Here is a 24,389-nt window from a genome sequence, read left to right on the forward strand (position 1 = left end):
TCAACGACCGCCATTGCTGAGCGTTGAGTCCTGAGCCATTCCTGTCGTTCGAGCTCTTAACCTGCGCGACGCGGTTTGACCTGCAAGCGGACTTCTTCTAGGCGCCAAAGTCCCGCCTGCAGCACGCACGGGCCCTGTTAGGACCGTGTCGAACAGATTCATGAAAGCGTCTCGCGCTAATCTGACAGCCCGGCAGCATGCAGCGCATCACCAAGGCATTCCGCGAGCGCGGGAGCACAGTTCACGCCCGCAAACTGGCGGCTGTAACGGAATGTTGGTTGCAGTTCGAGCACCCGCGCGGCAGCTGCCCTCGCTTCCTCCAACCGGCCGAGTTTGGCAAGGGCAGCGGCCAATTGCACATAAGTGATGCTGTGTGCGGGATTTGCCTGAACGGACTTGTAAGCGGCGCGACAGGCTTCGTCGTAGCGGCCGCGCAGCAAATGACTCATCGCCTGCGCATCGAAAGCGGCGAAAGCCCATGGGTCAAACGGGCTCAGCCGCATGCCCCGCTCGCTCCACTCGATGGCCCGCTCTGCTTCTCCGCTCCATCCGAGAATGACGCTGCCCAGAATGTAGGTCAGGGCGGACGAAGGACTGATAGCGAGCGCGGCTTCCAATGCAGTGAAAGCAGCTTTACGATCATGTCCATCCATGCCAATCGAAAATCCCGCGAGAGTCAGCGCGGACGCATCGTCCTGCCCGTGGAGGATGGCGGAGCGGGCATAGCGGATCGAAGCGACACGGTCGGCTTCCTGCAAGCCGGCGCGGAGGAAGAGGCAATGGTGACACATCGCGGCGTTGCCGTGCGCCAGCGCATAGGCCGGATCGAGTTCGATGGCGCGTTCGAGCAGCACGAGCGCTCGCGTCACCCGATCAGGCATTCCGGAATCAACGTCGAGCTGTGCCCGCAGCACAAGGTCATAAGCATCCAGGTTATCGGGACGCCTGCGCTTCACCCTGTCGATTTCGGCTCGTCGCAGGCTCGGTGCGATTGCGCCGACAGCCGATATGGCGATCTCATCCTGAAGCGCGAAGATATCGTCGGAGCTGCGGTCATACCGCTCGGCCCAGACGTGAGCGCCGGTCGATGCATCAATCATCTGGCCAGTCACGCGCACATGGCCGCCGGCTTTTCGCACGCTCCCTTCGAGTACATACCGTACGCCAAGTTCGCGGCCGACCTGCTTCACGTCGACGGCCCGGCCCTTGTAGGTAAAGGTCGAATTTCGCGCGATGACGAGCAGCCAGTTGATGCGCGCAAGGCCGGTGATGATATCGTCAACCATCCCGTCGGCGAAGTAATCCTGCTCCGGATCGCCGCTTAGGTTCGAGAACGGTAAAACCGCGACCGAGGGCTTGCCCGGCAATGCCAGCATTGCCGTTGGTGCGGCGCCGGCTGCCGGTTCACGGCCACCGGCTGTGACCGCCGGCCCGACATAGCGATAGCCGCGTCGCGGCAGCGTTTCGATCCAGCATGCGCCGCCCGCCAGCTCCTCAAAGAGCCGCCGTACCGCCGCAATCTGGACCGTCAGGTTGCTGTCCTCAATGGCCTGTGTGGGCCACGCCGCCTCGATCAGCGTTTCCTTCGGAACCGGCGCGCCCGCCCGTTCCACAAGCAGCGCAAGCAGCGCGACCGCCCGCTGGCCGAGCGGCGTCGGCTCGACGCCGTGGAATAGAATTCCGACATCGGTGTCTAGGCGAAATGGGCCAAACGCAAGGCTTGTCGGCATTCGCGAAGAAGATACCGTTTGTGATCTTTTCGCAACGATTTCGGAACGGCTTCACGACTCGCCGAAACTGGCAGCGCATCTTGCGCCCGTGCTTGCGGAAGTAGCACCGAGCCAATGGAGGATTAGATGAGCGTCGCTCCCGTCATTCGCATGCCCGACGAGAACAAGGGGATCATGCTACGTGGCCATCCGATGGTGTTCCTCGTCACCGGCGAGAATACCAAATACACGAGCATGTTCGACTGGACGATCCCGGCCGGTTTCGCCACCGGCCTTCATGTTCATCGCGTGCAGGAGGAAACCTTCTACGTGCTGGAGGGCGAATGCGTCTGGCAGGTTGGTGACAGGGCGATCCACGCGACCCCAGGTACCTACCTGTTCATTCCACCGGGGCTGCCGCACAACATCACCAATGTCAGCGAGAAGCCGGCGCGGGTGCTGATGACCGTCTCTCCGCCCGGGCATGAGCACTATTTCGAAGAGCTTGCCAAGCTGGCTGCACACGGCTCTCCGGATCCGAAAGCGCTTGCTGACTTGCGGGACCGTTACGATACTGACCAGCTCTCGACCCTGACAACACGAGTGTAATGTCGATTTGCAATGTCGGTTATGGCGCAACGCCGCTCATGGTGTCGGCACCAGCGATGTCCGCTTTTGCGGGCGCATAGGGCCGCCATGGGAAGTCGTCGCGCAGTCCGTTGGGTGGTTGCCACTACACAAGAAGGTCACTTCGGCAGCGATTGAGCAAAAAGATCCGATCTCAAACGGTCACTCTGGACCACACCCGGAAATCATTGAGCCATCGCCTATGCCGTAAGTCCGGCGTCCCATTGTGGCGCTCTTCGGTATTGGATGGCGTCTATTGCGCCACCACATAGACAACTTCGACATTTTGCGCCCCAACTTCAACTTTCGCCACGGTCCATCCGCGCGCAAGCTTCGCCCCCGCAAGGGCATGCTTGCTGATTTCGGCGAACGGACGGCCTTACCAGAAGCCCATGCTTTGGAAATGTTCCGCGATCATCGGGCGGCGGAGCGATTTAACTGGACATGGGCTGCCCCGGCTTGCGAGTGTTAGCTGGAGCTAAATTAGTTGGCGGGCGAGTGACATGACTGCGCGCTGGGGTTGGCTTTGCGGTTTAGCCGGAGCCTTTCTGCTTGGCTGCACCGCGGTGCATGCCGAGACGCGCGCGCTAGTTGTCGGCGTATCGGGCTATCCGAACCTTCCTGAAGCCATTCACCTTGTCGGGCCGAAGAACGACGCCCGCGAAGTGGCCAACACGCTGGTTCGCCTCGGCGTACCGGCCGGGGATGTTACCGTTCTGGCCGATGGAGTGAGTGGCCTGCAAGATGGCGTTTCGGCCCCGGGTCCAGGCACCAGGCAGGCGGTCCTGGCCGGCCTCGATCATCTCGCAGATACGGCCCGCAACGGTGATCTCATCATCTTCTATTTCTCCGGGCACGGTTCGCAACAGCCCGACCTGAATGGCGACGAGGAAGGCGGCTTCGACCAGATTTTTCTGCCCTATGACATCGGCCGCTGGAACGGCGAGAGCGTCGACCGTGCAATTGTCGATGACGAACTTGGAGCGCGCGTCCAGCGCATTCTCGACAAGGGCGCAGACTTCTTCGGCATCCTAGACGCCTGCCACTCCGCCACCGGCTTTCGCGACATTCCGAGCGATGACGCACGGGCGCGCGGCGTCGATCCGACTGATCTCGGGGTGCCCGAGGCCGTGGGTTCGACCGGGCGGCCGATTGCGCTGGAACGCAAGGCGCTGCCCAAGGGGCGGGGGCGCGCCGCTTTTTTCTATGCCGCCCAGACAACCGAGGTGGCTTTGGAAAAGACGCCGAAAGGCGCTGCCGATGGCGAGAGTTACGGCGTCTTCACCTATACGATGTTGAACCGGCTCAATCAGACGCCTGACCTGACATACCGCACGCTGCACCAGGCCGTTGTCGCCGACATCAAGCGCAACACGCTTATGGCGACGCAGACGCCGGATCTGGAAGGCGATCTGCTGGACGAACCGGTGCTCCGACTGAGCAACGCCACTGCGATCCGGCAATGGCCGATCTATGCCGGAAACCTTCAGGCCGGCCAACTTGCCGGCCTGAACGACGGCGCGATCGTCGCACTTTATGCCGACCCCGCCGCCCCTAACGCAGATGCCGTCGCTTATGGCGTCGTGGAGAATGCGGGCGCCACTAAAAGCACAGTCACCCAGATCGCCTGGCCATGCTCGTCGCCGACAGCCAAGAGCGGCTCCTGCCTAACCGAGCCTGATGCAACGGCCTTCAAGAAGGGCCGCTTCGCGCGTGTCGTCGAGCCGGGTGTCGATCTATCGGTCACGCTCTCGCAGCCCGTCCGGATAGACCCGGCCGACGGCAAGGATTACGCGCCGGCCATCGCGGCGCTTCGTTCGGCGATTGCCTCCGACGTGCTGTCCAAACGCGTATCGATGCGCTCAAGCGGTTATGACATTGCCGTTGCGCTGGTCGACGGCAAACTGGCGTTTTCCGCCACAGGCGGGCAGATCGACCAAAGCGGGGCCGGTTCGTCGCCGCGTTTGACATTGCCCGACAATCCGGACGCCGCGGCCTCGACCGTGGCCGCAGCAATCAATCGCATTGCCCGTGCGTTGGCGCTGCAACGTCTGGCAGGCAGCGAGGCCGGGCAAGCCATTGGGCTCGAATCGCAGGTCTTGATTGCCCGGGCGAAACCCGAAGCCATTGCCGGCAAGACGTGTTCCGACGATCGCACCAACTATGAGCCGCCGCTCGAGGCGGGTAGCGCGCCGCGGCTTGGGGATTGCGACATCATATCGGTCAAGATGCGCAACACGGGACCGAAGCCCGTTGATGTCACTGTGCTGCTGATCGGCCAGGATTTCTCCATCACCACACTGTGGCCGGCCGAGGCAACGATCAACCGGATTGCCTCCGGCGACGAGAAGAGCGCCGACATCGCTCAGATCGATCTTGGTTCGGCGACAGCCAGCGACGAGCGCCTGGTGCTCATCGCGGTACCGGGCCTCGGCAAGGCGCATACGGCGTTCGACAATCTCGAGCAGGAGGGTCTGCGCAATGCGTCCTCTGGCGACGACGCCACGCCGGAGATGACCGAACTGCACGATCTGGTTTCGAAGAGCCTGAACGATATGGCGCAAAGCTCGATCAGCAAACCGCCGCGCATGGAGGAAGAGATGTCGATCGATGTCAGGCCCTTCACGACCGTGCCAGGGAAATAGCGGCTGCCGGGGCAGTAGAGGGAATTGGCGCTGGCTGGGCCGGCGCTAGCAAGGGTCCACAAACTGGTTTCGCTGCGAAGGGAGGCGGCATCGGATTGGGGAAACGCCGGGAAAACCGATGGATAACCGGCGGGGGCAATGAAACTGACACAACGGAGGACTAACCTTATGATGAAGAAACTGCTTCTCGCCGGCCTTCTTGCCGCAAACAGCCTGACCGCCGGCGCTTCGCTTGCGGAAGACAAAAAGCCGGATATTTCGGCCGCCCAGCAGGCCGAAGGCCGCCAGATCCTAGAGACGGCACGGGCTCTCGAAAGCTATGGCGAAGCCAAGGGTGACCCACTCGCGCTCGTCACTTCCGCCAAGATGGTGGCAAGCGTTCCCGGTCGGGTTCTGGCCGATGGCCAGCAAGGCGACAAGGGCGCGAACTTCGATGTCGAAGCGGTGCTCAAGAAGGCCGAAGGCCTCGCCCAGGGCGACGAGTTGATCACCAAGGTGGCCGCCGACGTGCGCACGATGGCCAAAGCCAATTCCAAAGCCGTCTGTTACTGGCAGTACTATTGCTATTGGAATGGCTACTGCGAATACGCCTACTACTGCTATTGATCCCAGGATCGCGAAATGAGCCCTGTGGCTTTGCCGCAGGGCTTTCTTTTTGTCGGGCCATGTAGCGCTGGTCGAGGCTAAAGATTCTCTCATATTTCAACATGATCATCCCCGTACAGACCGGCGCGGGGCGTAGGGAACTGGCCTTTGGCGCCGCCCAAGCGGCCATCAGGTCCGCCCCACTTCACCATGAACCTATCTTCGAGAGGTTCTCGACCTTCAGCTTAGCTCGACCACGTTGGTCCCGAAAATTGATCGGTTTGGGGTATAGGGCTTCGTGCGCTTGTGTTTGAGGCCGAGGGCGACATCTCATCCGAGGAGCAATTCCACGCCCTCGCATCAGCACCGCTAGCTGTGGAGCCTCAACAGGTTGTCCTCGGTTAGGCCGAGGCGGCTGATTGGTGTTTTGGACTTTAGGCTGCCGTGAGGTCGATGCCAATTGTATCGGTGCAGCCAGACGGGAAGTTCTCCGGCACGATGATCGGAGTTCGGGTAGGCAATGGCGTAGGCCCATTCCCTGAGCGCGGCCTGAATGAAGCGCTCTGCCTTGCCATTGGTCTTGGGCGTGTAGGGCTTTGTGCGGATATGTTTGAGGCCAAGCTCGCGGCAGGTCTTGGCGAAGGCTTTCGATCTGCAGCACGAGCCGTTGTCGGTCATGACGCGCGCGACTGAGATACCAAGGCTGGCATAGTAGGCCACCGCTGCCTTGAGGAAGGCGATGGCGCTTTCCTTGCGCTCGTCGGGCAGTATTTGCGAGAAGGCGACGCGCGAAGCGTCGTCGATGCAGACATGAACGAACTCCCAGCCCACCCCGCGACTGTTGGATTGGCCGGTGCGATCGCCGGTGATGCGGTGGCCAACCCGTTCAAATCGCCCGAGCTTCTTGATGTCGGTCGATGTGGATCATGTCGCTGGGATGCTCGCGTTCGTAGCGGCGGATCGGTTCGGCTGGTGCGATGTCCTTCAGACGCGACAACCCTGCACGCCTGAGAACCCGGCTGACGGTGGCGGGCGAGACGCCCATCTCCATGGCGATGTGCTTGCCGGTCAGCCGTTGGCGGCGCAGGACGACGATGCGCTCGGCCACGGCCTGGCTGGTCAGACCCGGCATGACGTTGGGCCGTGACGAACGGTCGGCCATGCCTTTGCTGCCTTCGGTCTTGTAGCGCTCGACCCACCGCGCCACGATCTTGGGCGACACGCCATAAGTCCGCGCCGCATGGGCTTTGGAAAGGCTGCCTTCTATTACCAAAAGCGCCATCTCCTCTCGACGCAAAAGCGTGAGACGGGCATTCTTGTGGATGTTCATTCGGACCCTCCGATGAGTGCTGAAGCGTGGTAACTCCAGTCTCCTCGGTTCGGTCCGAATGGACAACTTCTGGAAAGCTCACAACTAGAGACCGAGGTATATTTGAATTATCTTGCGGCAAACCGCCCGCGACGATCGCGCCCGAGAAGGGTTCCGAGCCGCCCGCTGGACATCCCTCGGTGCACCACACCGATGGCCTCTGGCACTACGGCGACAATTGGAAACGGCGTGGTGCCTTTCGCAGCACGTCGATCCGGCCGCCATCACGCGGACAGCGACTTACTTTTCCCCCTATCACGAATTCTGCGTCCGGCGGCAGCCGGTGCGCGAAGGATAGAGGGCGTATAAACCGGAATCCCGCGCGCGTCCGTTAGGTCGGACGAGCTTCGCGCGCGGGATGGAGGAAATTCGCCTCCGCCGCGGCGGTGAACCGGACAGCCGTAGGAGCGTCAGCATAGCGACCGCCGAAGGCGGAGACGCGGGACCGACTGTCCCCGCCGCGGTGGTCCGCACATTGCACTAACATAAAAGCGAGACCACCGAGCCGGCCGCCAAGCGCGCGGCGTTGGCAGTCAAGTCTTTCGGCTGCCATCAAGAAGGACTGGTGGTATGCGAATTCCGCATTCGGAGGCGTCATAAGGCCAAAACAAACCAACGATAACAAAAAGCCAGATGGGTCTGGACCCGGGCCAACCGCACAATGTGTCGGTAGTTCGGGCTGGCCGTGAGTCTCTTTTGCGCTGCCCTCGTAGCGATTTGTCGACGTCTCAGCAGCGTTTGCTCATCACTGGAATCCATCGCTCAAAGCCGAGCTCCGGTGGCCTTTCCCACATGCCGAAGCCTGCTATAACGACCACATCGACGCGCATCAGCGCTACGAATACATCGCGTTCTCATCGCCTTCCAAAGGATGTTTTCGATTGGGACGGTCCCTGGAAGCGCGTCCGCGATACCTTCCACCCCAGGAATAGGGTCGGCTGTCGGGAGCGGAAATTTTGTCCACACGCCCTCATACAAATTCGTATGCCAGTACAGCTGTTCGTTCGGGTTTTCGAAAAAATCTGCGAGCTATTCGTCGTGGATGGCCTTGGCTGGAGCATGGGCCTCGCGGTCGGTAATGTACCGCGCCTCATCTCCAGCGTCCTTGTTCGGATCTCCCTGGTCTGCTGCTTCACTGCCTCGAAGCCGAATCTGCGCCCACTAAAACTCAAATTCGGCAAGGACCGCAGCATGCCTTTGTTTTGTTTCTTCGGGATCTTTCGTCCCTAGCGTCTTAGCGATGACTCGACGGTGCGGGCGCATCCGTTTCGACCGCAAGAAGATCAATCTCAGCCTCGTCTTTGCCGGTCAGACCGTCGGCATCAAACAGGTCGAGGACCATATCTGGCTGGCTAGCTTCATGGACTATGATTTGGGATACTTCGATGATGAGACATGCAGGCTCGAACCACTCCAAAACCCATTCGGGCCAAAAGTGTTACCCATGTCTCCGGTATAAACCGTAACCTATGTGTCCAGAATGGACTCAAAAGAAATGATGCCCAGAGGCGGGGATGATGAATTTAATTGATTCAAATGCTTACCGAAAAGTGGGACAGGCACTCTTCCCATAGAGATGGTAAGGAAATCGGAACGCCGTCCACCGATTATCCCCGTCGCTGCGTGATGGGGTCTGGAGAAGCGCGGCATGATGTAGGCCAAGGCCTAGAGTGTGCCGAATTCCTCTTCGTTTCTTGCTGTGGGACGCCGCTCGTAGTCGACGGGGGGCAACAGCATGACCTCGCTTTCCTTTCGGCCGTACTCACGACCGATTTGGAATGCCGCATAGAGTGCGCCGAGTCGGATTAGGAATCTGAGCATGGGGTTCTCCTTTCAGCGAGAAACCATGCGGACAGCAGTTGGTTCCGTTGCCGACACGCCCGCGGTCGTGGCATCATGCGCCCAAGACCGCATTCTCGTCTCTCAGGAGTGGCAGGTATGGACAAAAAGGAAGCTGCCCGCGAACTAATGCAGATCGTCGAAACTGATCTGGCGACCGCCAGGGGCGCGGTAGAAGGACAGCAATCCTGGCAACTGATCGATGAGGCGATGACGAAATTGCGGAGGATCGCTTCAATTTTGGACCACAAAGACAAAGAGCTACCCAAACCCGCCAACCGATTTTGATGTTCTTGGTGGCGTCTGGTTGAGCCAACGGGAGTTAGTCGTCCAATATCGGCGTTCAACCTAAAAATCCTAAGAACATGCCCATGACTCCCGTAGCTCAGCGGCGGGGAGCTTAGAGGCTCACGCCGTTTGGCATTCTTGAATTCTGGTCTGCTGCAAGCCTGATGCGGGTCACTTCGACTTGACAGCAAAGCGGCAAGCGATTCACCTTCGGGAACCTAACGTTCAGACCAAGCTTATGGCCTCATGAGCACGCGCGGAACAAACTTCCTGCACCAATGGCTGAGCAACAATCTGTCAGGCATTGTAAGTTCCGACGTCATATCGGTGGCCGAAGCCATCCAGAAATTGTTCGCTGACGCCAAGGCGCTCGGGATCAGCAGCACCGAGATCGAGGACGAGACGGGCAGCGTCTATGAAACGGTCCTAGATGCGATTGTGCACCACGACGGCGGTCCGGCGGGTTGACCCGATACGCCTGTATCGCCACCTTTCGGCCGCCTGTGCTCATTGGTTAAGTCAGGTAGAACTGGACCGTAAGGCCCATATGGCTGGGTAGCGTTTATAGGCGATTCACCGGTCAACGCGTCCACCAACAGCGCAACCGGCGCTGCCAGCCGCTTCAGGGCGGTGCGGGTGGCTATCGTCATCACGACTAGGTGGTCTTCTGCCTTACGTTGTCGTTGGCGAGGTCTGTCGTTACGGGAGGCATCTTCATCCTTAGCCGGCTAGCTTTACGAAATCATTGCGCTTGGACCGTATTTTGGCCAGCAAGTCAGCTTCGGTCGTGTCCGGGGACAACTGGAAAATACCCAATACACTTGACGCGAGCAGGTGGCCGTCAAGCGTGTTTCGTTCCCAATGAGCGTCAGCGCATACTTGATCGAACACGCTTTGACATCGAGCCAAGTCGTCGGGACCTAAGAATGCGCTTTGGGGCAATCGGGCAATCATATGGGCGAGAGTCATAGCCACTTCGGCGGCACAACGGATTCGACTGTACGTTTATGACCAAGCATCGGGAACAAGCGCGCGGCGAGCTATCGATTGGCTAATGGCTAAAGCCTTATGTCTCTCAAAAATCGCAAGCTTTATTGGATAGGTAATCCGAACCTTCGCGTGGCATCCGCCGCATTTGAAATGGGCAATTGTTCTGAGGGCGGAACCCATCCTTACGGTGGGATGCAGGCAACGCGGACATTCGAACGCGAGGGCCACGTCAGCCAAGTCTTGGGACAAACTCATCACCGTTTCCTCCCGATAGGCGGGAGCACCGGATTTGCTTCCAAGCGTCCGTGCGCCATTCGGAAACGGACGACCCTTGAAGAGTACGCCCTACTGACCGATTAGCGAGTCAATTCCTTGGGGAAGCTCTTCTACCGGGCAAAGTCGCCGGCCAGGCCGAAGGTCCGCCGCAAGAACAACCTAACAGGCGTGCCGGAGGGGGCTATGGTGTGATCGCGGTATCTATTCCGGGTTGCCCGTAAGCCGAGATATTCTGGAACATTAGCTGATCCTAAGAGTTCGAATTCGGCGATGGCCGCCCTCCGGCGTCTGTCGAAGATCGGGCCTCCGATCGGCCCGCGTTCTCCGCCAGAGGCGCGGGCTTCTTTCTGGGAAGTGGGTGAACGATGGCAGACCAGCAGATTACCCATACGTCGTGAGCGTTTTTGAAAAGCCGCATTGGCCACCGTGCTCGCCGCGCCGCGTTGGCGCCGATAAAGACCGGCCTGGCCGGAACCCGCACAAGGCGCTTGATTACGTCAAGAGACAAGAGGCCGAGTGCCTAGGTAGCCACGGCCCTCCAGTAGGGAGAGCCGTGATAACCACGCCCCGTATTCTATCCACCCCAAGAAAAAACTAGGCGACTTTGATTTCCTTCAGCGCTTTCTCGAAGGCGGTCTTCATCGGCTTGGAGACGTCCTCGAAAGCCTTGGTCGTGGCGGCCTGGAATTCCTTGGCCTGCTCGACGGCACTTTCAACCTGCTTGCGGACGAAGGCGGTCTGCAGTTCGGCGAATTCGGAGGGCGACTTCACGGCAATCAGGGCTTCGAAATGCGAGAAGGCGGAGTCGGCATTGGCGCGCAGAGCCGCGATGGTCTTGAGCGACAGATCGCTGGAAACAGTCTTGGCAGTCTCGTATGTCGATTCCAGAGCCTTTTGGGTCGTCTCGGATCCTGCCTTGAATTTGGCGAGAACTTCCTTCGACTGCTCAACGCCCCTTTCGGTGAAAGCGCTGACCTGTTCGATAGCCTTGGATGCATCGAAAGCGGGGTACGCGTTGTCGATAAATTCAGCGGTCTTTTCAGTGGTCTTGGACAAAGTTTCCATCCTTCGGTTTGGGGTGGGCTTTTAAAAAGCCTTCGAGTTCATATTAGCGTTACCTAACGGAAACTCGCGTGCAATGCAACATATTTGTTGCGCTGCACCATCATCAAAACTACCCGACCCGCACATGGCGGCGGTGTTACCGGCCTGGCGGCCGGTTCTTCAAACCTGGGGAACTTCCCAAATGATCAACATCAATGGCGCGTCCTGCACTCGCGAACCGGCACCCGTGCTGGCATGGCCGACATTTGAACGGCTGGCGCATGCTGGCAAGCTGGATCGCGTTAAGGCATTGCAGTACTGGCGAGACCTAACAGAGCCTGCCGGCATGCTTGGCGGCACGGTTGGCGAAGACGAGACGAATACAGAAGAAGATCTCGAGATACAACCAACGGAGCCAGCCCTTCTGCGGGCCATAGGCTGGAAGGCGACAGGCAAGGAGCGCTGGCACCATACCGGCAAGAAGGCACGCATTTACGAGCCTAGCTGCACCAAGCCGGAAGTCGTGATGCGGAAACCTCAAGTCGCGGCTCACATCAAGTTTGGTAATCTGCGATTCAATGGCAACGAACTTGTTGAGTTGGGCAGGACTTCCAAGGGCAAACCGTTGAGGCCGATCGAGCGGCCCGCACGATCGCAGGAAAGCAAACTGGCGCCCATAGCAATGCGCAACCTTTCGACGTTCCGCGCTGCGCGTATGGCGCGAATGAAGATGGAGTTAGACCATCGAGTGCGAGGCATCGCAGCATGACTTGCGATCCGCAGACCAACCGCCTGGCGCGTGCAGAGGCCGAGGTGGCAATGCATGCGGCACGATGACAATAGACCTTGGCGCCACCTCTATGGCTCGGCAAGGTGGCGGCGACTGCGTGCACATCAGCTCTCCAATCAGCCGCTATGCGAGTGGTGTCTTGACCAGGAGATAGTAAAGCCTGCAACCGAGGTGCATCATGCAGTCGTCCACAAAGGCGACCTTGACCTGTTCTGGTCCGGTCCGTTCATTAGCACGTGCAAATCATGCCACTCGAGCCGAGGCCAGTTAGAGGACAACGGCAAAACGGTCGTTCGGTTCGGGCCAGATGGTTGGCCGATCTAGGCCCGATGCAACCTAGCGCGCACCATTGCAACCATGGGTAGGGGGTGGAGCGCGTTGTCCGCGCGGCTTCAAGAGCATCACGACCGACGAACTGAACGACATCTACGACAAGCAGTATTGGGACGCCGTGAAAGGCGATTTGCTGCCCGATGGCGTCGATTATGTGGTGTTTGACGGCGCCGTGAATTCTGGCCCCGGCCGTTCCATCATGTGGCTTCAACAGGCGCTGCGGCCTGTCTACACCGGCAAGATCGATGGCGTGATCGGGTTGGGTACGCTGATCGCGCTGAAAGCCGTCAACGACAACGACGCTCTCATTGACAGGATCTGCGATGCCCGCATGTCCTTCCTTCGCCGCCTGAGCACCTTCGCGACTTTCGGCAAAGGCTGGACCGCTCGCGTGAAGGAAGTTCGCGCGATCGGCAAGGCATGGGCGACGGGCGAGACGCCACAGGCCGCGAGCTTCGTCGATGGCGGCCAGGCAAAAGCATTGGTCGAGGACGCAACGCCGGCGCCGTCGACCGCGCCGGCCGACGCGGCAATCGGTGCCGGTGGTGGCGGCCTTGGCGTGACGGGCGTATTGCAGGGTCTTCAAGAGCAGCTTTCACCGCTGTCCTATGCCAGCGAGTGGATCACCAAGTGTGATTTTTCGTGGAATGAGGACCCTGTTTGAGGGGTGATTTTCGTCCAAACGGGACCCCTTAACGATGGGGTCATCAAGATGCCTCCGGTTTGATCGGAGGCATTTGTGTTTTGGATGTTGGTCGTGGAGACGATTGCGAAGATACGCCGGCTGTCGCTGGTGCAGGGAAAGTCGATCAAGGCGATCTGCCGGGAGCTGAAGATCTCCCGGAAAGTGGTGCGCAAGGTGCTGCGTTCGGACGAGACGGAGTTCCGCTACGAGCGCAAGCATCAGCCCTATCCCCGGATGGGCGCCTGGCGCGACGAGTTGGATCGGCTGCTGTCGACGAATGCGGCCAAGTCTCAGCTGGAGCGACTGACGCTGATCCGCATCTTCGAGGAACTTCGCGGCCTCGGCTATGACGGCACCTACAGTTCGGTGTGGCGGCATGCTCAGAGTTGGGAGGCGGATCGCGGCAGCGCCGCGGCCGAAGCTTATATTCCGTTGAGCTTTGCGCCGGGCGAGGCCTACCAGTTCGACTGGAGCCACGAGATCGTCCTGCTCGACGGCGTGACGGTGACCGTGAAGGTGGCGCATATGCGGCTTTGCCACAGCCGCATGTTCTTCGTTCGGGCCTATCCGCGCGAAACGCAGGAGATGGTGTTCGACGCCCATGACCGGGCGCTCAGCTTCTTCCGCGGCGCCTGCACGCGCGGCATCTACGACAACATGAAGACGGCGGTGGACGCGATCTTCATCGGCAGGGATCGCCGCTACAACCGCCGCTTTGCGCAGATGTGCGGGCACTACCTTGTCGAGCCGGAGGCCTGCACGCCGGCGGCCGGCTGGGAGAAGGGCCAGGTCGAGAACCAGGTCGGGCTGGTGCGCGAGCGCTTCTTCACGCCGAGGCTGCGCTTCAAGACGCTGGAGGATCTCAACGGCTGGCTGGCCGACAAATGCGTCGCCTATGCCAAAGCGCATCGGCATCCCGAACAGGGCGAGCGCACGGTGTGGGAGGTGTTCGAGGAAGAGCGTGCCAGCTTCATCCCCTATGCCGGGCGCTTTGACGGCTTCCATTGCATTCCCGCGTCGGTGTCGAAGACCTGCACGGTGCGCTTCGACAACAACAAATACTCGGTGCTATCGAGTGCCGTCGGCCGGCCGGTCGAGATCCATGCTTATGCCGACCGGATCATTATCCGCCAGGACGGCATGGTCGTGGGCGAGCATGCCCGCTGCTTCGGCCGCAACGAGGTCATCTACGATCCCTGGCACTACGTGCCGGTGCTGGCCCGCAAGCCGGGCGGATTGCGCAACGGCGCGCCGTTCCGGGAATGGGTCCTGCCGTCGGCAATGGAGAAGGTGCGCCGCAAGCTCAAGGCGGCCGATGACGGCGACCGGCAGATGGTGTCGATCCTCACCTGCGTGCTCACCGACGGATTGAGCGCGGTCGAGGCTGCCTGCCAGGAAGCCATCGAACACGGCGTCTCATCGGCGGCGGTGATCCTCAACATCCTGGCCCGCAGCCGCGATCCGGCGCCGGGCACGCTCCTTTCCATTCCCCAGGCGCTGAAGCTGGCTCACGAGCCGATCGCCGACTGCGCCCGCTATGATAGTCTCAGGAGGACGAACAGCCATGGAACGCACCGAAGTATTGGAACTGATGGCGGCGCTGAAACTCTTCGGGATGCGCGCGGCCTATGCCGAGATCATGGGCGTCGCCATCAAGCGGCAGCACGAACCGCCGAAGATCGTCGGCGATCTGTTGCAGGCCGAGATATCGGAGAAGCAGGCCCGCTCGATCAAATACCAGCTCACCGTCGCCAAGCTGCCACTGGCCAAGGACATCGAGGACTTCGATTTTGCCGGCACGCCGGTCAACGAGAGCCTGATCCGCGACCTCGCCACCGGCGCCTTCGTCGCCGATCAGCGCAATGTCGTCCTGGTCGGTGGGACAGGCACCGGCAAGTCGCATCTGGCGATCGCCATTGCCCGTGCTCTCATCCGCAACGGCACACGCGGGCGCTTCTTCAACGTCGTCGACCTCGTCAACAGGCTCGAGACCGAGGCCCGCTCCGGCCGCCAGGGCCGCATCGCCGACCATCTCACCCGGCTCGACTTCGTCGTGCTCGATGAGCTCGGCTATCTCCCCTTCGCCTAGGCCGGCGGGCAGTTGCTCTTCCATCTGGTCTCGAAGCTTTACGAACGCACCAGCGTCATCATCACCACCAATCTCGCCTTCGGCGAATGGCCGAGCGTCTTCGGCGATGCCAAGATGACGACCGCGCTCCTCGATCGGCTCACCCATCATTGCGAGATCGCCGAGACTGGTAACGAATCCTGGCGCTTCAAAAGCCGCTCTCAAAGCTGAAGTCCGAACGCCAATCAGTCGCGCCCGATCAGGCTGTGCAACCCTGACCAGCTCCGCCTGATCGGGCGCTAACCGGCGCACCCTTCAATGCCCCAGACGGGGTCCCTTTTGGGGTCTGACGCACTCTCGATGATATTTTCTTTCAGGCAGCACCGATCAAACGTGCTTGGAGAAGGTCAAGCTTTCCGCGGCCGTACATCTGCCGTTTTACAAGCTTGAGCTTGGTGATCTGTCCTTCCGTCTGCCCGTTGGACCATGGCTCGGTGATCGCGGCGCGGACGGCAGCGCGGTCGCGAATGATGCCATTGGCGAAAGACGCAATGAGGCTTTTGCTGGCGTCGGCGATCCACGGCTCGAGCTCATCGGCGACTTTCTTGCGGATCATGGAATGGAAACCAGCGATCAGATTGCGTGCTTCCACCAGCATGGGCACACCCGCCTCGATGACGGCGATCATCACAGTGTCGGTTTTGTTCAGATGATCGCGCGCCGTCGTCATTAACCGTGCGATCGTTCTGGCTGATGGCACCTTGTGGAGTTGCTGATCGGATGCCTGTTCGGCGCGTCGTCGTCGCCTCGCCCATTCGCTGACGACACCCAGACGTCCCCGAAAGCCCTTTGTCTTCAGCCGTCGCCAAAGCTCGCTTGCATTGTGGCAACCAGATTTCCATTGCCCGTCCAGGAAGGGCAGCCAGGCTTCGAGTGAACTCTGGCGGACGCGGAAGATATCGGTCCGCTGGCCACGGACCACTTGACGGACCAGCTTACGGCTGTGGCCGGTGCGACGCACGATCTCCTTGATGGGGATGTCTTCGCTGGCAAGTTTCATGATTGCCGCATTTGTCTCCTCACGCCGCAGATAGCCTTCGTATTGCCGCTTCTCCGCGTAGGTGAGCAGATCGGGATTGATCGTCGTAGCGCCGATCGCAGTTCGGATTGTCCGCATCGACTTGCGGACGGCGTCGAGGAAAGCCGCACTCGCATTCTCCATGAGATGCCAGCGGTCGGCGACCTGAACCGCTTCGGGCAACGCCTTCGCGGTCGCTTCACCGTAACCGCCGCCGCGGTCGCGCGAGACGGTTTCGATCTGAGGATGGTCGGCGAGCCAAGCCTCGACGGTGGCAACCTCACGATCAGGCAACAGCGTCACGATCCGCCGCCGCTCCAGATCACAGACGATCGTGCCGTAACGATGGCCGCGACGGAAGGCCCAATCATCAATGCCGACAATTTTGAGAGGATCTGTTTGCAAACAGGCCCGTCGCCGCACCACCCGCAGCAGCGTGTCATTACTGACCGGGACCATCAGCCGCTTCGCAAAACTGGCCGCCGGCCGGCCGCCGAGCGCCAGCCCAAGATGATGAACGATACACTCCAATCGCGAGGTCCGGCGGGATCGCTCGGCGACAACGCAGTCGTCAAAGCGTTCAGCGAAGATTCGTCGACGGCACAATGGCGCATCGCAGATAAAGCGGCGGGCGACGAGGTGAAGCTCTACCTTCATCCCGGTACAGGGAAGATCCGAAACTCGTCGAAGATAGCGGCTATGGATCCGGTGCGACACTCTGCGGCAAAGAGGGCAAGGTCGCGCTGACGCCCCTGAGCGGGCGGTAACGGCAATCACTCCTTCGCTCTCGGCGATGGCCTCGACGGCTAATCCCGCCGGGATCAACGACGACAAACGCAAATTTCTCACCATGGTGCTGATTCCCCTCAGAAAACAGCACAACGCCAGCAGCGAAAATCATCAAATGTGAGTCAGAGCCCCTTTTGCGCGAAAATACAGGGTCCCGATTCCACGGTCATTGACACTCCGGGTCGTCGAGGAGCGCGTCACAGAGGCCGAGCGAGTCGCCGCCGTCAGGATCCGGGCGGGCTCGGGGTTCGACCTGCGCATCCGCGACATCGCCCAGATCGGCATCATGCGATCGGAACTCGATGAGACGCTCGCGCGCCTGCAGACCCTCGACGGCGCATTCGAGGAAATCGAGGTTACGCGCGGGCACGCCAAGAAGGTCTCCGAAGCCCCCGACAAAGTGCGCTCCGACATCGTCAAGAAGGCGTTCAAAAGCGATCTCTGCCTTGCCGAGTGTATTCATATGCACCATGAAGCCAACCAGAGCCGCGCTTGCGTCGGCATCGAGATCGAGCTTCTCTACCTTCAATGCATGCACTGTGAAGATGTAGCGGTGAGCCGGACCAGGAGGGGGAGCTGCACCGCCGTGCTGACAGCTGATGGCGCCAGAATCGCCAGGGTGATGCCGAAAAAGAAGACGGCATTCGCAGCAGCCTCGACGGCATCGCGCACGGCGTCGCCGTCATCCGCCAATAGCCTGGCCGCCGAGGCCGAACGTCAATAGGAAAAGCTGCGCTCGCCTTCCTTCAGATGGATCATGTAGAGCCCGGGGCTGCGCCCGGCGATCCGCTGGACGAAGTGGGTTCTTATTCCGGCTTGCTCGATGAATCCGATCATCTCATCGGAAATCGTGTCCGTGCCGACAGCCGTAAACTAGTCGACCGACCATACCTTTGGCAGGAAGGCGCGTAGATAATAGGCGGTGTTGAAGGTGTCGCCGGCAAAACCCTTGCGCATGAGGCCGCCTTCCGCCTGCCGCAACTCCACCATGCATTCGCCGATACAGAGAACCGAGCCTGCCACGCTGTCAGCGGATTATGAGTCTGGAGAGTTTCAAGGGGACACTCTTTAAGGTAGCGCCCGCCGGTTCGATGCGGCTGTCGCGCTATGGTCGCGTTCGTCGCCGGTGTGGCCGAGCCGGCTCGACAGGTCTGCCGCCGCGTCCTGGAGGCTGCGCAGGTAGCTGGCGTGGTTCCTGAGGCCGTCTTCCTTCGGCGTGACCAGGCAGAGCGTGGCGACGCAGATCCGGTCGGCCTGATAGACCGGCACGGCAAAACAATGGGTAAAGGTCTCGACTGTGCTGTTGAAGGTGAAGTAGCCGACCCTGGCCGCCTCGCGCACCTGCCCGATGAAGTACGCCGGATCGAGCCACTGGCCGTCGGGCATGCGGAAATCTTCCTTCGGGATGAAATCCACGATCTCGGCGTCGCTCATATGCGAGACGAGAAGCCGTCCCGACGCAGTCCACGGGATCGGCACCTGGTCGCCGACATTGGAGGAAATCCGGAACGGCCGGATGCCTTCCTTCATCTGCGCGACAGTGTATTTGTTGCCTTCGAGCAGGCACATCTGCGCGGTCTCGCGCGTCTCTTCGGCGATCTTGGTCAACAGCTTGTCGCATTCGCGCATCAGGTCGAACTGCTCGGCATAGGCCATGCCGAGGAAATACAGTTTTCGCCCGAGGAAGACGCGACCGTCATCTCCGCGATACTCCAGCATGCCTTGCCGCATCATCAGATTGACGAGTTCATAGACCGAGGAGCGTGGCGCGCGGATCGCCTGCGCGATTTCGTTGGGCCGCATCGGCTGGCGTTTCTGGCGCAGGAAATCCAGTATCTCGAAGGCGCGGTCGAGGCCGCGCGCCCGGCGATTGATCATGTCCACTGAAACGTCATCCATGCGCCGCCTCCTGGGCATAAATCTGATAGAATACCGCCTTGCTCACCGTCACTTTACCTTGTAGGCGACGCAATCGACCTCGACTTTGCAATCGACCATCATCCGTGACTGGACACAAGCACGGGCCGGCGGGTTGGCCCCGAAATACTCGGCATAGACGCCGTTGAAGGTCCAGAAATCGCGCGGGTCGTCGAGCCATACGCCGACGCGCACGAGGTCTTCGAGGCCATAATCCGCTTCCTTCAGGATGGCGATCATGTTCTCGATCGCCTTGCGGCTTTCGGCGATGATGCCGCCACTGACGATCTCGCCCTTTTCCATGGCGACCTGACCGGATACATAGAGCCAGCCATTGGCCTCGACGGCGCGGGCGAAAGGCAATGCTTGCTTGCCTGCCCCGGTTTCGCCGGTGCCGTAGCGCTTGATCGTCATACTAATTCTCCGAATGCTCAGGTGAAGGTTGAGGTCTTGAGGAATTCCGCCAGCCGCTCGGTCTGCGGCTTCAGGAACATCTCGCGCGGGTTGCCCTCTTCGCCGATGCGGCCCTGGTTCATGAAGATGACGCGCGAGGAGACCTCGTAGGCAAAACGCATCTCATGGGTGACGAGCAGCATGCTCATGCCGTCCTGCGCCAGGTCCTTGATGACCTGGAGCACTTCGTTGACCAGTTCCGGGTCGAGCGCCGAGGTGACTTCGTCGAACAGCATCAGCTTGGGATTCATGGCGATTGCCCTCGCGATGGCGACGCGCTGCTGCTGGCCGCCGGAAAGCTGGCCGGGATAACGATCTGCGCGATCGCCGAGGCCGACACGCTGCAGCCATTTCTCGGCTGTCGCGCGCGCCTCGTCGCGATTCATGCCCTTCACCTTGACCAGGCCGAGCATGACATTGGCGGCGGCGCTCATATGCGGAAACAAATTGAACTGCTGGAAGGCCATGCCGGTCATCGCGCGCTGACGGGCGATCTCGGCCTCCTTCTTTCGGCGGCGCACGCCGCCGGCCGTCTCGTAGCCGATCTCCTCGCCGTCGATGCGGATCGATCCGCCCTGAAAGTCCTCCAGCATATTGATGCAGCGCAGCATGGTCGTCTTGCCGGAGCCGCTGGAGCCGATGATGGCGATGACCTCGCCCTGGCGCATGGTGCAGTCGACGCCCTTGAGGACTTCGACCAGACCGTACTGCTTGTGAAGGTCGCGTATTTCGAGAAGGTTTTTCATGACGGTCGGTCTCACGACGGGATGGAGGTTTTGCGCTCGACGTAGCGGCCGAAACGCTCGATGCCGTAATTGACGGCGAAATAGAGGAAGCCCGCGAAGAAATAGAATTCGAGGCTCATGAAGGTGCGCGAGATCAGCTCCTGGGTCCGAAGCAAAAGCTCGGCGACGCCGATGATTGACAGCAGCGTCGACGCCTTGACCATCTCGGCCGCAGTGTTGACCCAGGCGGGAAGCACCTGGCGCAGCGCCTGCGGGCCGAGCACATATGCGAAGGTCTGCGCAAACGTCAGCCCGATCGCCTTGGCGGCCTCGGTCTGGCCCTTGGGGATCGACTGCAGCGCACCGCGCACGATCTCGCCGACATGCGAGCTGCAGAACACGGCAAGCGCCAGAACGCCGGCCTGGAACGGCCCGAGATCGATGCCGATAGTGCCAAGCACATAGTAGCTCGCCAGCACCAACACGAGCACCGGCGTGCCGCGGATGAAATCGGTATAGCCCCGCACCAGCCAGCGCAGCGGCCGCGCACCATAAGTCAGCGCCAGGCCGACGCCGATGCCGAGGATGGTGCCGACGCAGATCGCCAGAAGCGAAATGGAGATGGTGACGCCGATGCCCTTGAGGATGGGGATGCGGGCGAGCCACAGAGTTTCAAAGAATGTCACAAGTTCCATGGCGATCACCGGGGAATGGACATGCGCCGCTCGAGCTGGCGCAGCAGGGCTGCGAGCACCGAGCAGGTGGCGACATAAAGGCAGCTGGCGACCATCCACGTCTCGATGACGCGGAAGGTCTCGACATTGATCTTGCGGGCCTCGAAGGTGAGTTCGGGGACGGCGATCGCCGCGGCGAGCGACGTGTCCTTGAACAGCGAGATGAGGGTGCTGCTCAGCGACGGCAACACGTTGCGCAACATCAGCGGCATGATGACCGAGCTCCGGATCTGCATTTCGCTCAGGCCGATCGCCAGTCCGGCTTCGCGCAGCCCGTGCGGCACCGACAGCAGCCCGCCCCTGAACACTTCGGCGAGATAGGCGCCCGAATAGATCGAGAGCGTGAAGACGAAGCTCTCGATCTTGCCGAGCTTCACGCCAAGCTGCGGCAAGGCAAAGAAGGCGAACAGGACCAGCACCAAGATCGGTGTGTTGCGGATTACCGTGACGTAAATCCGGGCCGGATGGCGGAAGCCCCCCGACTTCGACAGCAGCCCGAAGGCCGTGACGAGACCGAGCACACAGCCGATGGCGATTGACACGAAGGCAAGGCCAAGACTGAGCGCCAGACCTTCGAGCAACAGATCGAAGCTGCGCCAGACCGCGGAGAAATTGAGGGTGTAGCCCATGATGCCAAACAGCTCCGAGAGGGGACGGCGGCCCGGCACGTCATGCCGAACCGCGCCGACTGGTAAAGCTTACTTGTACTCGACAGGGAAGCCGATCTGCGGCGGTGCCAGCTCCTTGCCGAACCAGGTCTTGTAGGAGTTCGCGTAGAAATCGAACTCGACGCCGGTCATCGCTTCATGCAGCGCGGTGTTGACAAAGTTCAGCCAATCCTGATCGCCACGCTTGACGCCGCAGGCATAGGTCTGGGGGTTCCAGCCATAGCCTGCGTCCTTGTAGCGGTCCGGGTTCTGCTTCATGTACCAGGCCAGCGACGACTGGTCTGTGGCAACCGCATCGGCGCGGTCCGATTCCAGCGCCTGATAGATCAGGTCGACGGAATCATACTGGTCGACCTTGGCCGCCGGCAGGGCCGCATGCACCATCGCTTCGGCATAGACGTTCTGCAGGACGGATATGGTGACTGCGGAACCGGCCGCCTTCAGCGCGGCATAGTCGGCATATTTGCTGTCGGCCTTCAGCATCAGGCCGACGCCTTCGCGGTAGTAGGGAATGGTGAAGGCGATCTGCTGCGCGCGCTCGCCGGTCACAGTCATGAACTGGCAAGTCAGGTCCACCTTGTTGGTGGTGATGTTGGGAATGCGGGCGTCCGACGACTGGTTGACGTATTCGATCTTATCCGGATCGCCGAACAGCGCCTTGGCAACAATCCGACCCATGTCGATGTCGAAGCCCTGCAGCTTGTCGTCGGCGCTCTTGAAGTGCCAAGGCGCATTGGTGCTGCCGGTGCCGAGAACGAGATGTCCGCGCGCCAGAACCTCATCGAGTTTGCTTTTCGCGTCCTGAGCGCCTGCCGATGCGGCCTGCATGAGCGCGAGCGCGGCCACAGCCGCCATGAAATAGGTCTTCATCACATCGTTCCTTTTCGAAAGAGTTCCCCTAAATTGTCCGCTATTTTGGACATGTGTCTTTAATAGTGGATTGTCGATCAAACATCCAAACTCCATAGTTTGTCAAGTGGTTCGGACGAGTGAGCTCCGAGATGAGGGCTTGGGAAGCGAAAAACGCACATGTTGCAGCAGCAAATCCAGACACTCGCCGTCCTGGTGGGCATCAATGTCGTGATGAAAGATATCAAGCGCCTTCAAGCCCACGCCGATACCCATGGTCTCAAGGTCCGGCCGCACATCAAGACGCACTAGCTTGCGGCCATAAGCGTTGAACGGCTCGACAGGATCGTTGAGGCGCTAGCAGTGCTTAAGGATACGGATGTCGAGGATGGTTTCGACGAAATCCTCCTCCAGCCCGGACTCTCAAGGGAGATGAAAGCCTCGCTCGCGCTCACTATCAAGGCGTCAATGCTCCGGCGCGGCCTGTCTATCGAGGAAGCTTCTGAAGCGGTGGGTATCTAGGCGGATATCCTGCTTCGGATCGTTGAGAATGGGCAGATGGCCGGGACCAGCCTCGGGAGGCTGCACAGGATCGTGGAAGCGCTGGAGACGCTCGATCCGGGGCGGAAGCTATCCACAGGGCATCCAGTTTGGCTGGGGTTCTTGGAAGCTTTTCGAACTTTCTGCATTGCGCCTTCAGTCGAATTGCGAGTGCTTATGAAAGAGATTGGGTATCAGGACTCGCTATTGGGCAAGCTTGACGATTCTAGAGGGCATGCAGGGTCTCGCTGCCGAAAATTCCTGCGAAACCTGCCGCTTGAACTCGACGCTGTGGGTCCGGTGCTTTGCCATGGGCTTTCATGAAAGCCCCGCTATCCGGTCAATTACTGAAAACCATCCGTCCGGCTCAAGGGGCCCACTCCACGACCCTCCGGGCCTCGAATTTGACGCGCGACCCTTTCACTGCAACAATATTAACGACTTGTTTACCAAGCGTCAGTCATCGCGGGGAACTGGGGGAAAATTTGGAACCGTTTCTGGGTGCGAACCGCCTTAATTGGGATGATCGGGCCGAACTGCATTCGACCGACACAACGGGCAGCTACCAGATTGAAAATGTGCTGGCAGGCGGCTCCAATCTCTATGAACTGGAAACGGGCGAGGTCGGCGATATTTTCGGCAGGGATATCGTACACTTGCAGTGTCATATCGGGCTCGACACGATCAGCCTGAAGAATCTCGGCGCGGGCAGCGTGACTGGTCTCGACTTTTCGCCGACCGCGATCGCAGCTGCGCGGGATTTCGCCGCGAAGGCAGGCGTTGATGTGCGCTTCGTGGAAGCGCCACTGTTCGAGGCCGTCGAAGCGCTCGGCCGAACCTTTGACATCGCTTACGTTACCTGGGGTTCTGTAAACTGGCTGGACGATGTATTCCGCTGGGCGCGAGTCGTTGCCGAGCTTCTGCGACCAGGCGGGCGGCTCTATATGGCCGAGGGCCATCCTTTGATGTTCCAGTGTGACCGCAAGGCCGCGGCGCTGGAGTTTAAGCACGATTGGCGAACGCCTATAGCTCGGCCGCTCGCATGGAACGAGGAACGGACCTATACCGGCGACGACCGCATTTTGAAGCATCCTCGCTATTATGAGTGGATCCATCCGATCAGCGACGTGGTGAATGCGCTGATTTCAGCGGGGCTGACGCTCGATTTTCTGAATGAGCATGACACGGTTTCGTGGCAGCACTTTTCATTTGCAGTGAGGGCCGGCAAGGATATGTACGGCTTGCCAAGCAACTCTCCCAAGATCCCAATGGCCTATTCCATCGGCGCGACGAAGCGAAGCGTCGGCAAGATACCATACCTTGTTGCTCCCAAAGCGATTGAGGGCCACTAGTTCTACTGTTAATCCGGTTTTGCATTGTCATCGCCG

19 protein-coding genes and 6 pseudogenes are annotated in these 24,389 nt (G+C 60.2%); 13 read left to right on the forward strand and 12 right to left on the reverse strand.

All coding sequences use genetic code 11. From position 1 onward, the window contains the following. Positions 1 to 176 precede the first annotated feature (176 nt). Positions 177 to 1,730, reverse strand: coding sequence for a winged helix-turn-helix domain-containing tetratricopeptide repeat protein (locus BPNPMPFG_RS41495; protein ID WP_258599425.1), 1,554 nt, complete (start codon positions 1,728 to 1,730; stop codon positions 177 to 179). A gap of 126 nt (positions 1,731 to 1,856) precedes the next feature. Between BPNPMPFG_RS41495 and BPNPMPFG_RS41500 the strand changes: the two genes are divergently transcribed. From BPNPMPFG_RS41500 to BPNPMPFG_RS41510, 3 genes are all read left to right on the forward strand, one after another. Further along, entirely contained in the window at positions 1,857 to 2,318 is a 462-nt protein-coding gene (locus tag BPNPMPFG_RS41500; protein ID WP_258599427.1) for a cupin domain-containing protein, read from the forward strand. A gap of 521 nt (positions 2,319 to 2,839) precedes the next feature. Further along, the gene (locus tag BPNPMPFG_RS41505; RefSeq protein WP_258599428.1) at positions 2,840 to 4,981 is read left to right on the forward strand and encodes a caspase family protein; all 2,142 of its coding nucleotides are present in this window, start codon (positions 2,840 to 2,842) and stop codon (positions 4,979 to 4,981) included. Between the two features lie 168 nt (positions 4,982 to 5,149). Next, positions 5,150 to 5,587, forward strand: coding sequence for a hypothetical protein (locus BPNPMPFG_RS41510; protein ID WP_258599430.1), 438 nt, complete (start codon positions 5,150 to 5,152; stop codon positions 5,585 to 5,587). Between the two features lie 348 nt (positions 5,588 to 5,935). On the opposite strand, the pseudogene BPNPMPFG_RS41515 reads toward BPNPMPFG_RS41510, so the two are convergent. Then, positions 5,936 to 6,896 (reverse strand): annotated as a pseudogene (locus BPNPMPFG_RS41515) (IS481 family transposase). 1,291 nt (positions 6,897 to 8,187) lie between these two features. Here BPNPMPFG_RS41515 and BPNPMPFG_RS43690 point away from each other — a divergent pair. The 3 genes and pseudogenes from BPNPMPFG_RS43690 to BPNPMPFG_RS41530 all read left to right on the forward strand — a co-directional run. Continuing rightward, a pseudogene (locus BPNPMPFG_RS43690) lies at positions 8,188 to 8,394 on the forward strand (IS481 family transposase); the annotation flags it as partial. Between the two features lie 479 nt (positions 8,395 to 8,873). Then, positions 8,874 to 9,062, forward strand: coding sequence for a hypothetical protein (locus BPNPMPFG_RS41525; RefSeq protein ID WP_258599432.1), 189 nt, complete (start codon positions 8,874 to 8,876; stop codon positions 9,060 to 9,062). Between the two features lie 246 nt (positions 9,063 to 9,308). Continuing rightward, positions 9,309 to 9,530 carry a DUF768 domain-containing protein gene (locus BPNPMPFG_RS41530; RefSeq protein ID WP_258599433.1) on the forward strand — a complete coding sequence of 74 codons (222 nt, stop codon included), beginning with the start codon at positions 9,309 to 9,311 and terminating at the stop codon, positions 9,528 to 9,530. Positions 9,531 to 10,922: 1,392 nt separating this feature from the next. Here the strand turns inward: BPNPMPFG_RS41530 and BPNPMPFG_RS41535 are convergent. Next, a complete protein-coding gene (locus BPNPMPFG_RS41535; RefSeq protein ID WP_258599435.1) occupies positions 10,923 to 11,384 on the reverse strand; it encodes a phasin in 462 nt (153 codons plus the stop codon). Between the two features lie 190 nt (positions 11,385 to 11,574). On the opposite strand from BPNPMPFG_RS41535, the gene BPNPMPFG_RS41540 reads away from it, so the two are divergent. The 4 genes and pseudogenes from BPNPMPFG_RS41540 (at position 11,575) to istB (ending at position 15,479) form a co-directional block, all read left to right on the forward strand. Then, positions 11,575 to 12,141 carry a hypothetical protein gene (locus BPNPMPFG_RS41540; RefSeq protein ID WP_258599436.1) on the forward strand — a complete coding sequence of 189 codons (567 nt, stop codon included), beginning with the start codon at positions 11,575 to 11,577 and terminating at the stop codon, positions 12,139 to 12,141. Between the two features lie 370 nt (positions 12,142 to 12,511). Beyond that, complete coding sequence (locus tag BPNPMPFG_RS41545; protein ID WP_258599438.1) at positions 12,512 to 13,159, forward strand: glycoside hydrolase family 108 protein; 648 nt, start codon at positions 12,512 to 12,514, stop codon at positions 13,157 to 13,159. 84 nt (positions 13,160 to 13,243) lie between these two features. Further along, positions 13,244 to 14,743 (forward strand): annotated as a pseudogene (gene istA / locus BPNPMPFG_RS41550) (IS21 family transposase); the annotation flags it as partial. A gap of 1 nt (position 14,744) precedes the next feature. Beyond that, positions 14,745 to 15,479 (forward strand): annotated as a pseudogene (gene istB, locus BPNPMPFG_RS41555) (IS21-like element helper ATPase IstB). 142 nt (positions 15,480 to 15,621) lie between these two features. Here the strand turns inward: istB and BPNPMPFG_RS41560 are convergent. From BPNPMPFG_RS41560 to BPNPMPFG_RS41600, 9 genes and pseudogenes are all read right to left on the reverse strand, one after another. Continuing rightward, on the reverse strand, positions 15,622 to 17,178 hold the full coding sequence (locus tag BPNPMPFG_RS41560) for an ISL3 family transposase (RefSeq protein ID WP_258599071.1): 1,557 nt from the start codon (positions 17,176 to 17,178) through the stop codon (positions 15,622 to 15,624). A gap of 373 nt (positions 17,179 to 17,551) precedes the next feature. Further along, positions 17,552 to 17,704, reverse strand: a pseudogene (locus BPNPMPFG_RS41565) (YbhB/YbcL family Raf kinase inhibitor-like protein); the annotation flags it as partial. Further along, a pseudogene (locus BPNPMPFG_RS41570) lies at positions 17,701 to 18,105 on the reverse strand (PfkB family carbohydrate kinase); the annotation flags it as partial. The pseudogenes BPNPMPFG_RS41570 and BPNPMPFG_RS41565, both read right to left, overlap by 4 nt. Before the next feature lie 78 nt (positions 18,106 to 18,183). Beyond that, complete coding sequence (locus BPNPMPFG_RS41575) at positions 18,184 to 19,014, reverse strand: IclR family transcriptional regulator (protein WP_258599439.1); 831 nt, start codon at positions 19,012 to 19,014, stop codon at positions 18,184 to 18,186. Between the two features lie 48 nt (positions 19,015 to 19,062). After that, positions 19,063 to 19,446, reverse strand: coding sequence for a RidA family protein (locus tag BPNPMPFG_RS41580; protein WP_258599441.1), 384 nt, complete (start codon positions 19,444 to 19,446; stop codon positions 19,063 to 19,065). Between the two features lie 17 nt (positions 19,447 to 19,463). Next, a complete protein-coding gene (locus BPNPMPFG_RS41585) occupies positions 19,464 to 20,231 on the reverse strand; it encodes an amino acid ABC transporter ATP-binding protein (RefSeq protein ID WP_258599442.1) in 768 nt (255 codons plus the stop codon). An 11-nt stretch (positions 20,232 to 20,242) separates the two neighbouring features. Further along, positions 20,243 to 20,905, reverse strand: coding sequence for an amino acid ABC transporter permease (locus BPNPMPFG_RS41590; protein WP_258599443.1), 663 nt, complete (start codon positions 20,903 to 20,905; stop codon positions 20,243 to 20,245). Between the two features lie 5 nt (positions 20,906 to 20,910). After that, the gene (locus tag BPNPMPFG_RS41595; protein ID WP_258599444.1) at positions 20,911 to 21,573 is read right to left on the reverse strand and encodes an amino acid ABC transporter permease; all 663 of its coding nucleotides are present in this window, start codon (positions 21,571 to 21,573) and stop codon (positions 20,911 to 20,913) included. Between the two features lie 69 nt (positions 21,574 to 21,642). After that, on the reverse strand, positions 21,643 to 22,482 hold the full coding sequence (locus BPNPMPFG_RS41600) for a transporter substrate-binding protein (RefSeq protein ID WP_413776982.1): 840 nt from the start codon (positions 22,480 to 22,482) through the stop codon (positions 21,643 to 21,645). Positions 22,483 to 22,641: 159 nt separating this feature from the next. Here BPNPMPFG_RS41600 and BPNPMPFG_RS41605 point away from each other — a divergent pair, with 159 nt between their 5' ends. From BPNPMPFG_RS41605 to BPNPMPFG_RS41615, 3 genes are all read left to right on the forward strand, one after another. Then, a complete protein-coding gene (locus tag BPNPMPFG_RS41605) occupies positions 22,642 to 22,773 on the forward strand; it encodes a hypothetical protein (protein WP_258599445.1) in 132 nt (43 codons plus the stop codon). 51 nt (positions 22,774 to 22,824) lie between these two features. Then, a complete protein-coding gene (locus tag BPNPMPFG_RS41610; RefSeq protein ID WP_258599446.1) occupies positions 22,825 to 22,983 on the forward strand; it encodes a hypothetical protein in 159 nt (52 codons plus the stop codon). A gap of 503 nt (positions 22,984 to 23,486) precedes the next feature. After that, complete coding sequence (locus tag BPNPMPFG_RS41615) at positions 23,487 to 24,353, forward strand: class I SAM-dependent methyltransferase (RefSeq protein ID WP_258599448.1); 867 nt, start codon at positions 23,487 to 23,489, stop codon at positions 24,351 to 24,353. The last annotated feature ends 36 nt before the right edge of the window (positions 24,354 to 24,389 follow it).

It is taken from the genome of Mesorhizobium sp. AR07, assembly GCF_024746815.1.
Taxonomy (GTDB): Bacteria; Pseudomonadota; Alphaproteobacteria; order Rhizobiales; family Rhizobiaceae; genus Mesorhizobium.

What these genes read in the sequence shown, in the direction of transcription:
- BPNPMPFG_RS41505 (WP_258599428.1), top strand. Translation starts at nt 2,840, where the DNA reads ATGACTGCGCGCTGGGGTTGGCTTTGCGGTTTAGCCGGAGCCTTTCTG.
- BPNPMPFG_RS41495 (WP_258599425.1), bottom strand. Translation starts at nt 1,730, where the DNA reads ATGCCGACAAGCCTTGCGTTTGGCCCATTTCGCCTAGACACCGATGTC.
- BPNPMPFG_RS41525 (WP_258599432.1), top strand. Translation starts at nt 8,874, where the DNA reads ATGGACAAAAAGGAAGCTGCCCGCGAACTAATGCAGATCGTCGAAACT.
- BPNPMPFG_RS41560 (WP_258599071.1), bottom strand. Translation starts at nt 17,178, where the DNA reads ATGGTGAGAAATTTGCGTTTGTCGTCGTTGATCCCGGCGGGATTAGCC.
- BPNPMPFG_RS41580 (WP_258599441.1), bottom strand. Translation starts at nt 19,446, where the DNA reads ATGACGATCAAGCGCTACGGCACCGGCGAAACCGGGGCAGGCAAGCAA.
- BPNPMPFG_RS41585 (WP_258599442.1), bottom strand. Translation starts at nt 20,231, where the DNA reads ATGAAAAACCTTCTCGAAATACGCGACCTTCACAAGCAGTACGGTCTG.
- BPNPMPFG_RS41530 (WP_258599433.1), top strand. Translation starts at nt 9,309, where the DNA reads ATGAGCACGCGCGGAACAAACTTCCTGCACCAATGGCTGAGCAACAAT.
- BPNPMPFG_RS41600 (WP_413776982.1), bottom strand. Translation starts at nt 22,482, where the DNA reads ATGAAGACCTATTTCATGGCGGCTGTGGCCGCGCTCGCGCTCATGCAG.
- BPNPMPFG_RS41590 (WP_258599443.1), bottom strand. Translation starts at nt 20,905, where the DNA reads ATGGAACTTGTGACATTCTTTGAAACTCTGTGGCTCGCCCGCATCCCC.
- BPNPMPFG_RS41540 (WP_258599436.1), top strand. Translation starts at nt 11,575, where the DNA reads ATGATCAACATCAATGGCGCGTCCTGCACTCGCGAACCGGCACCCGTG.
- BPNPMPFG_RS41605 (WP_258599445.1), top strand. Translation starts at nt 22,642, where the DNA reads ATGTTGCAGCAGCAAATCCAGACACTCGCCGTCCTGGTGGGCATCAAT.
- BPNPMPFG_RS41595 (WP_258599444.1), bottom strand. Translation starts at nt 21,573, where the DNA reads ATGGGCTACACCCTCAATTTCTCCGCGGTCTGGCGCAGCTTCGATCTG.
- BPNPMPFG_RS41575 (WP_258599439.1), bottom strand. Translation starts at nt 19,014, where the DNA reads ATGGATGACGTTTCAGTGGACATGATCAATCGCCGGGCGCGCGGCCTC.
- BPNPMPFG_RS41510 (WP_258599430.1), top strand. Translation starts at nt 5,150, where the DNA reads ATGATGAAGAAACTGCTTCTCGCCGGCCTTCTTGCCGCAAACAGCCTG.
- BPNPMPFG_RS41500 (WP_258599427.1), top strand. Translation starts at nt 1,857, where the DNA reads ATGAGCGTCGCTCCCGTCATTCGCATGCCCGACGAGAACAAGGGGATC.